Below are 6778 nucleotides of genomic sequence, written 5' to 3' on the forward strand. Positions count from 1 at the left end.
TCCAACAATTCCTGCCGCCCGATCATATGTCAGACATCGCGGCATTCAACGACAGAACGCATGTTTGGCGGTTTGGTTGCCGCGCTTTTCAAGACTTTATGGTTCAATCGGCGACGATCCGCAACGAAAAGCGCCCCCGGACGGGCCGGGGGCGCAAAGTTCAGCCTATGGTCGGCTCAGTTGCGGCCTTTGAGCGCAGCGCCCAGGATGTCGCCCAGCGAGGCACCCGAATCCGAGCTGCCATACTGTTCGACGGCCTCTTTTTCTTCGGCGATTTCGCGCGCCTTGATCGACAGGCCCAGACGGCGGGTCTTGGTGTCGATGTTGGTGACGCGGACATCGACGTGATCCCCGACCTGGAAGCGCTCGGGGCGCTGGTCCTGACGGTCGCGGGCCAGGTCCGAACGGCGGATGAAGGACTTCATGCCGTTGTATTCGACCTCGATGCCGCCATCCTCGATCGCCGTCACGGTGACGGTGATGACCGAGCCGCGCTTGATGCCCTCGACGGCCTCGGCCATCGCGTCGTTCTCAAGCGCCTTGATCGAGAGCGAGATGCGCTCTTTCTCGATGTCGACTTCCTGGACGACGGCTTTCACCACATCGCCCTTGCGGAAGTCCTGGATGGCTTCCTCGCCGCGGGTATCCCACGAGATGTCCGACAGGTGGACCATGCCGTCGATATCGCCTTCCAGGCCGACGAACAGACCGAATTCGGTGATGTTCTTGACTTCGCCCTCGATGACGGTGCCGACCGGATGGGTCTCGGCAAAGACTTCCCACGGGTTGCGCATGGTCTGCTTGAGACCCAGCGAGACGCGGCGCTTGGCTTCGTCGATCTCCAGCACCATGACGTCGACTTCCTGCGAGGTCGAGACGATCTTGCCGGGGTGGACGTTCTTCTTGGTCCAGCTCATTTCCGAGACGTGGACCAGACCCTCGACACCGGCTTCCAGTTCGACGAAGGCGCCGTAGTCGGTGATGTTGGTCACGCGGCCGGTATGGACCGAGCCGATCGGGAACTTGCTGCCCACGGTATCCCACGGATCGGCCTGAAGCTGCTTCATGCCCAGGCTGATGCGGTGGGTGTCCTTGTTGATCTTGACGACCTGGACCTTGACGGTCTCGCCGATCGACAGGATCTCGGACGGGTGGTTGACGCGGCGCCAGGCCATGTCGGTGACGTGCAGCAGGCCGTCAACACCGCCCAGATCGACGAAGGCGCCGTATTCGGTGATGTTCTTGACCACGCCCTCGACGGTCTGACCTTCCGACAGGTTGGCGATGACCTCGGCGCGCTGCTCGGCGCGGCTCTCTTCCAGGATGGCGCGGCGCGACACGACGATATTGCCGCGGCGGCGATCCATCTTGAGGATCTGGAAGGGCTGCTTCAGGCCCATCAGCGGGCCGGCGTCGCGCACGGGGCGCACATCGACCTGCGAACCGGGCAGGAAGGCCACGGCACCGCCCAGATCGACGGTGAAGCCGCCCTTGACGCGGCCGAAGATGGCGCCTTCGACGCGCTCTTCCGCGGCATAGGCTTTCTCCAGGCGGTCCCAGGCCTCTTCGCGGCGGGCTTTCTCGCGCGAGATCGAGGCTTCGCCACGGGCGTTCTCGACGCGGTCGAGATAGACCTCGACCTCATCGCCGATGGCGATGGCGGGGGCTTCGCCGGGATTTGCGAATTCCTTGAGATCGACGCGGCCTTCCATCTTGTAGCCGACATCGATGATGGCCTGGCCCGCCTCGATGGCGATGACCTTGCCCTTGACGACAGAACCCTCTTCGGGCGTGTCGATGGCGAGGCTTTCGTTCAGGAGGGCCTCGAATTCCTCCATGGTCGCTTTAGCGCACATATAGATCCAGTTTCCTTTTCGATCATTTCCGGCCATGCGGTTGGCTCCGCCGGTCTTTTTGTAGGTGTCGGGATAAGCGCAAAGGGTCGCGGCATGCGCCCGACCCTGTCGAAGCGGCCTGTTCTGGCCCCATCCCTTACCCTGACGGGCGCGATATAGCCCTCATCGGCCCTTCTGGCAAGCGCCGAGACCGGGGAAATGCGCCTGAATCTCGCGCTCCAGCAGCGCCACGAGGTCTGCCGCCGGCATCGGACGGGCGCGCGACACCTCGGCCCCCGCCCATTGCGCCGCGTAATCCGAACCGCCGGCCACCGCATGAAGCCGCTTCGCCGCGTCGTAGGTGATCGGATAGTCCGGCAGGGCCGGCGCCTCGGCCGCCTCGCCAAGAGCGGTCAGCCGGTTGGCCAGCCCGCGCGCCGGACGGCCCGAAATGACGCGGGTCATCACCGTGTCGCCCGACTTCGCCCCGGCCAGTCGGTTGCGATACGCGTCATTCGCGGCCGATTCAGGGCAGGCGACGAAAGCCGTGCCCATCTGCACCGCCGCCGCCCCCGCGGCGAGGTGCCGCGCCGCATCCGCGCCCTCCATGATGCCGCCGGCCGCGATCACCGGCAGGCCAAGGTCCAGCAATTCGGGCAGCAATGCCTGGGTCGACAGGCGCTCGTCGGCACCGTCGGGATCGAAGATGCCGCGATGCCCGCCTGCCTCGTAGCCCTGCGCGACGATCAGGTCGAGCCCCGCCTCGCGGATCGCCAGCGCCTCGGCCCGCGAGGTCGCGGTCGCCGCCAGCACGGCGCCGCCGTCGCGCAGGGCGGCGATACGCTCGGCCGAAGGCAGGCCGAAATGAAAACTGACCAGCGCCGGCTGCGCCGCCAGCACCGCGCGCAGCATGTCGTCATCCTCGACGAAGCTGCGATAGATCTCCTCGATCCGGGCCGGAGGCTCGGCATCGAAGCGGTGGAACTCGGGCGCAAGATAATCGAGCCAGCCCGCCTCGCGCGCGGCATCGGCCTGCGCGGGACGATGGCAGAACAGGTTGACGCCATAGCGGCCCGAGCCCAGCCGCTCGCGCGTCTCGGCCATCATGGCGGCGGCCTGCGCGGCGTTCGAGGCACCCAGTCCCAGCGAACCCAGCCCCCCTGCCCGGCCGACCTCGGCGGCAAGATGCGGCGTCGCAGTGCCGGCCATCGGCGCCTGGATCACCGGCACGCGCAGGTCGGAAAGCTGGAAGCGCGGGCTCATGCTCCGGCCTCCTTGGCGCAGGCGATGGCGCGCGCCACGGCCTCGTCGATGCTCATCTCGGTGGTGTCGAGCAGCAGCGCATCCTCGGCCGGGCGCATCGGCGCCACGTCGCGGGCGGCGTCGCGGGCGTCCCGCTCGCGCAGTTCGACCAGGATCCGGGCCTCGTCGGCACCCAGTTCCAGCGCCCGGCGGCGGGCGCGCACTGCATCGCTGGCCGTGACATAAAGCTTCAGCTCGGCCTCGGGGCAGATCACCGTGCCGATGTCGCGCCCGTCCAGCACCGCGCCCGGCTCGGAGCGGGCGAAGCGGCGCTGGAATTCGACCAGCGCGGCGCGCACCTCGGGGATCGCGGCGACACGGCTGGCGGCCTGGCCGGCCTCGGCGCTGCGCAGATCGTCGCGGGCCAGGTCCTCGGGGGCAAGCGCGCGGGCGGCCGCGACGGGATCGCCGCCCTTGGCGCCGACGGCGCGATAAAGCAGCCCCGTATCCAGATGGGCAAAGCCGAAATGCCGGGCAAGCGCCCGCGCGATCGTCCCCTTGCCCGAAGCGGCGGGTCCGTCGATAGCGATGGTAAAGGACATGGGACCTCAGGTTCTGGCGGCGACGCCAGAGCCGGGACCCCGCCTGCCGGACCCGAGACCGTTCAGGCCGCAGATCCGCGGGAACCCCGGCGGCATCCGCCGGTCTGCCGCCCGTTCGCGGCTGGATCATGGTGCCGGTTGCAGGAATCGAACCCGCGACCTTCTGATTACAAATCAGGTAGATACACAAGGAAAACAATGCCACCGGCGATTTTATTCCCACAGACGAAACGTGAACGAATCGCGAGCGTGGGAACGGCAGATTATCACCCCGCGCCCGACCCGCAAGTCCCGCCCCACCACAGAGGAATGACGCCATGAGCCGTGAGGATCGCGAAGAGATCGAGCGCATCGACGCGATGATGCGCCGCCTGGGCGAGATCGAGGCGATGGCGGGTCAGGAGATGTCGCACCGAGAGGTGATCCGACTGACCATTGAGCATGCTCAACTCTCCATCGCTATCCCCGATGCCGAAAGCCGGCGGCTGAGGATCAAGGCCGCACAGATGGAAGCAGAGGAAAGGAAGCGTCAATGCGCGCGCTGACAATCCGCGAAGCAATGGTCGAGGCGGCCGAGCGGTGGCGCAAAGCCGGATCGGCGCCGGAGCGGTATCGCTGGATTGCGGTGTGGTGGCGGCTATCGGCGCTTGAGTCGATGACCCCTGATCAGCACCGGAAGTATGCGCGTAGCCAAATGGCCCTCGCCGCCGACATGGAGCGGCGCCCGGGGCATTACGCGTCGAAACCCGCCGGCATGACCGACTGGCTGCACAGCGGCCTTGCCGACCACCCCCGCGACGAGAAGGAGAGGACATGAGCGACGAATGGGAGCGCGACTGCCTGCATTGGCGAGGCAGGACGCTGACAGGCCAGCACAAGCACTGGTGCGACGAATGGGACGGGCTGCCGGTCGATGAGACGTGCCCGGAGTGGCCTTGCGGCTGCGCTCTTCCCCAGCCACCGGAGGACGCGCGATGAAAGAGATCGACTGGCACGCCATCTATCCCGACCCGATCGATGCTGAATGCTGCCACGGGTATTACGATGGGAGACGCCCTGACAGCCCCGAGCCGTCCAGCAATCGGCACCCGGCCTATATCCATGGCTTCCGCAATGGCCGGGACGATGCGGGGATCACGCGGCGACACGAAACCGCACAGCAGAGGCGTGAAGCATGGGCAATGATCGTGGCTATGTGTTCGGAGGATGCGCGATGAGTGACGACCTGATCGCCCTCTTGCGAAACCCGAACGTGGTTCTACGACCCAAACGCCGTGAAGAGATCGCCGACGAACTCGCCCGCCTCAGCGCCGAGGTGGAGAGGCTGACCGCCGCCCTATCCGACGAGCGGGCGCATGCTGACGCGCTGGCGGAGGCCGTGGAAATGTTCGCGACGGATCGCAATTGGCTGCAAGGCGGCCCATTCGATCCGTGCAGCCCATCGTTCACAGGGACATCAATGGCATCAGCAGTGGCGAAGCAGCACCGCGCCCGGCGTCAGGGGTGACGCTGCCTTGATGCGGGCCGCGATTTATGGAATACTCAGTTTGCACACGGAGGATTTCCACGGGCTGCGGCCCGCGCTGATTTCCGCCACGAAAGCCGGTCCTTCGGGGCCGGTTTTTATTTTCCGCACCCTGCCGCGCGCTTGTCCAGCAGCACCAGCCCCGTGCGCTTGCTCAGCGGGCCGCCGTCGATCAGCAGCGCATCGGCATGGGCGCGCGCTGCATCGGCCGTCCCGGCGCACACGGCGCTATCGCTTTGCGTGGTCGCGCAAGCGGCGGTCAACATCAGCGTCAGAAGCGCTGTCCACGTCATTGCCCGCATGGTCGATCCTTTCCCTTGTCTCACGATAGGCCGCATCCTCTCGCGCCTGTGCGTCCGCCCTGCCCCGTGACCGGCCGCGCAGGAACGCAGCCGCAGCGGCGGCGATGGCCCCGAGGATGGTGAGAAGCCACGCGGTCATGCCTCGCCTCGCGCGACATTGACCAATTCAGCGCGAGCGATTTCCAACGCCCCGATCATCGAATAGCCGCCAACGGTTCCAGCAAGGCCATAGCGCGCGCAGCCGTCGAAGCAGTTACCGGCCAGCGCCACCCCGATCAGTTCGCCTGAACGGGCCATTTCCAGCCAAGATTCCAGCATGTCGATGCAGGCTTGGTTGGGCTCCGGTTGCCCGGTCGGGCCGCCCCGCAGGGCGATAACTGTGCCGGTCATGTCCGCCCCCCCATGCGCTTCGCCACGCGCGAGGCCGCGAAGGTGCCGACGATACCAAGGCCGCTCACCAGCCATTCGGCCAGCCGGTCAATCTCGATGCTGAACACCTGCCCTGTCGGATCGATGGAGCCGATCCCTGCCCCGGCCAGCCAGCCGAAGAACACGTAGAGCGCGACGCGGATGTAAAGGAACATGGTCACTTCCCTCCGAACATGGACTTGAAAAGCGCCAGAAGCGCGGCGATGATGCCCGCTGACGGCGCGGCGGGTGTTCCAGCGCTTGGCAGCGTCGTCACCGAGAACTGCACCACCGGCATTGCCTTGAGCTTCGCGTGCAGCGCGGCCAGCGTCTTGGGCCCCGCGATGCCGTCAGCCGTCAGCCCCGCCTCTTTCTGGAACCGTCGCACCTCGGTTGCGCCATAGCCGGCCAGCACCAGGGCAGCCCGCACATAGCGCGCCTGCCGGTCGGCCAGCCCATTGGTGCCGCCGTTGATGCGCCGGGTGATCATGGTCAGGTCGTTCGCGTCGGCAAGGCCGTTCAGGCTCGCGCGCGTCGGGTTGCCGGTAGACCAATACCAGATGGGGCCCAACCCTTCCCATGGATCGGTATTGACCGCCTCGGGATCGGATTCGAAGTCAGGGGCGCGCCTGTCCAGTTTCTGGGCCCATGCTGCGAAGGAGCGGTAGTTCGCCCGGCCGGTGATCTGAATGGGCCCCCTGCCCCGGAAACGCGATCCGTCGCCGGGTTGCGTGTTGCCCAGATCGGCGCGGCCCTCGTATCGCTTCTGCGCTGCGGTGGGGCCCCAGATTTCCCGGTCGTATCGCCATCCCGCGCTTTCGTGCGCAAGCTGGCCGAGATAATGCGCCAGCCGGTGAGGCCGTT

At 66.5% G+C, this 6778-nt stretch carries 12 protein-coding genes; 5 read left to right on the plus strand and 7 right to left on the minus strand.

Annotated elements, in window-relative coordinates; genetic code table 11:
* Positions 1–176: 176 nt before the first annotated feature.
* The 3 genes from rpsA to BLT64_RS19810 form a co-directional block, all read right to left on the minus strand.
* A complete protein-coding gene (gene rpsA / locus BLT64_RS19800; RefSeq protein WP_041530408.1) occupies positions 177–1856 on the minus strand; it encodes a 30S ribosomal protein S1 in 1680 nt (559 codons plus the stop codon).
* Positions 1857–2018: 162 nt separating this feature from the next.
* Complete coding sequence (locus BLT64_RS19805; protein ID WP_011750020.1) at positions 2019–3098, minus strand: NAD(P)H-dependent flavin oxidoreductase; 1080 nt, start codon at positions 3096–3098, stop codon at positions 2019–2021.
* A complete protein-coding gene (locus BLT64_RS19810) occupies positions 3095–3679 on the minus strand; it encodes a (d)CMP kinase (protein WP_011750019.1) in 585 nt (194 codons plus the stop codon). Before BLT64_RS19810 ends, BLT64_RS19805 begins: the two co-directional genes overlap by 4 nt.
* Before the next feature lie 317 nt (positions 3680–3996).
* Between BLT64_RS19810 and BLT64_RS19820 the strand changes: the two genes are divergently transcribed.
* Genes BLT64_RS19820 through BLT64_RS19830 form a run of 5 tightly spaced genes read left to right on the plus strand, consistent with a single transcriptional unit; the run spans position 3997 to position 5186 of the window.
* The gene (locus tag BLT64_RS19820) at positions 3997–4224 is read left to right on the plus strand and encodes a hypothetical protein (RefSeq protein WP_041530407.1); all 228 of its coding nucleotides are present in this window, start codon (positions 3997–3999) and stop codon (positions 4222–4224) included.
* Positions 4212–4496: a hypothetical protein gene (locus tag BLT64_RS19825; RefSeq protein ID WP_011750018.1), complete on the plus strand. Its 285-nt coding sequence runs from the start codon at positions 4212–4214 to the stop codon at positions 4494–4496. Before BLT64_RS19820 ends, BLT64_RS19825 begins: the two co-directional genes overlap by 13 nt.
* On the plus strand, positions 4493–4657 hold the full coding sequence (locus BLT64_RS26960) for a hypothetical protein (RefSeq protein ID WP_157137455.1): 165 nt from the start codon (positions 4493–4495) through the stop codon (positions 4655–4657). The genes BLT64_RS19825 and BLT64_RS26960 overlap by 4 nt, the downstream gene beginning before the upstream one ends.
* Positions 4654–4896: a hypothetical protein gene (locus BLT64_RS26515; protein ID WP_086000167.1), complete on the plus strand. Its 243-nt coding sequence runs from the start codon at positions 4654–4656 to the stop codon at positions 4894–4896. The genes BLT64_RS26960 and BLT64_RS26515 overlap by 4 nt, the downstream gene beginning before the upstream one ends.
* Positions 4893–5186, plus strand: a complete 294-nt coding sequence (locus tag BLT64_RS19830) for a hypothetical protein (protein ID WP_041530406.1) — start codon at positions 4893–4895, stop codon at positions 5184–5186. Before BLT64_RS26515 ends, BLT64_RS19830 begins: the two co-directional genes overlap by 4 nt.
* Positions 5187–5302: 116 nt before the next feature.
* Here BLT64_RS19830 and BLT64_RS26520 read toward each other — a convergent pair whose 3' ends face one another.
* The 4 genes from BLT64_RS26520 to BLT64_RS19850 all read right to left on the minus strand — a co-directional run.
* The gene (locus tag BLT64_RS26520) at positions 5303–5506 is read right to left on the minus strand and encodes a hypothetical protein (RefSeq protein WP_128493058.1); all 204 of its coding nucleotides are present in this window, start codon (positions 5504–5506) and stop codon (positions 5303–5305) included.
* 135 nt (positions 5507–5641) lie between these two features.
* On the minus strand, positions 5642–5896 hold the full coding sequence (locus tag BLT64_RS19840; RefSeq protein ID WP_011750016.1) for a hypothetical protein: 255 nt from the start codon (positions 5894–5896) through the stop codon (positions 5642–5644).
* Positions 5893–6090: a hypothetical protein gene (locus BLT64_RS19845; RefSeq protein WP_041530404.1), complete on the minus strand. Its 198-nt coding sequence runs from the start codon at positions 6088–6090 to the stop codon at positions 5893–5895. The genes BLT64_RS19840 and BLT64_RS19845 overlap by 4 nt, the downstream gene beginning before the upstream one ends.
* Before the next feature lie 2 nt (positions 6091–6092).
* On the minus strand, positions 6093–6778 hold a 686-nt coding region (locus BLT64_RS19850), incomplete at its 5' end, for a peptidoglycan-binding protein (protein ID WP_074810605.1).

Source organism: Paracoccus denitrificans (assembly GCF_900100045.1).
Taxonomy (GTDB): Bacteria; Pseudomonadota; Alphaproteobacteria; order Rhodobacterales; family Rhodobacteraceae; genus Paracoccus; species Paracoccus denitrificans.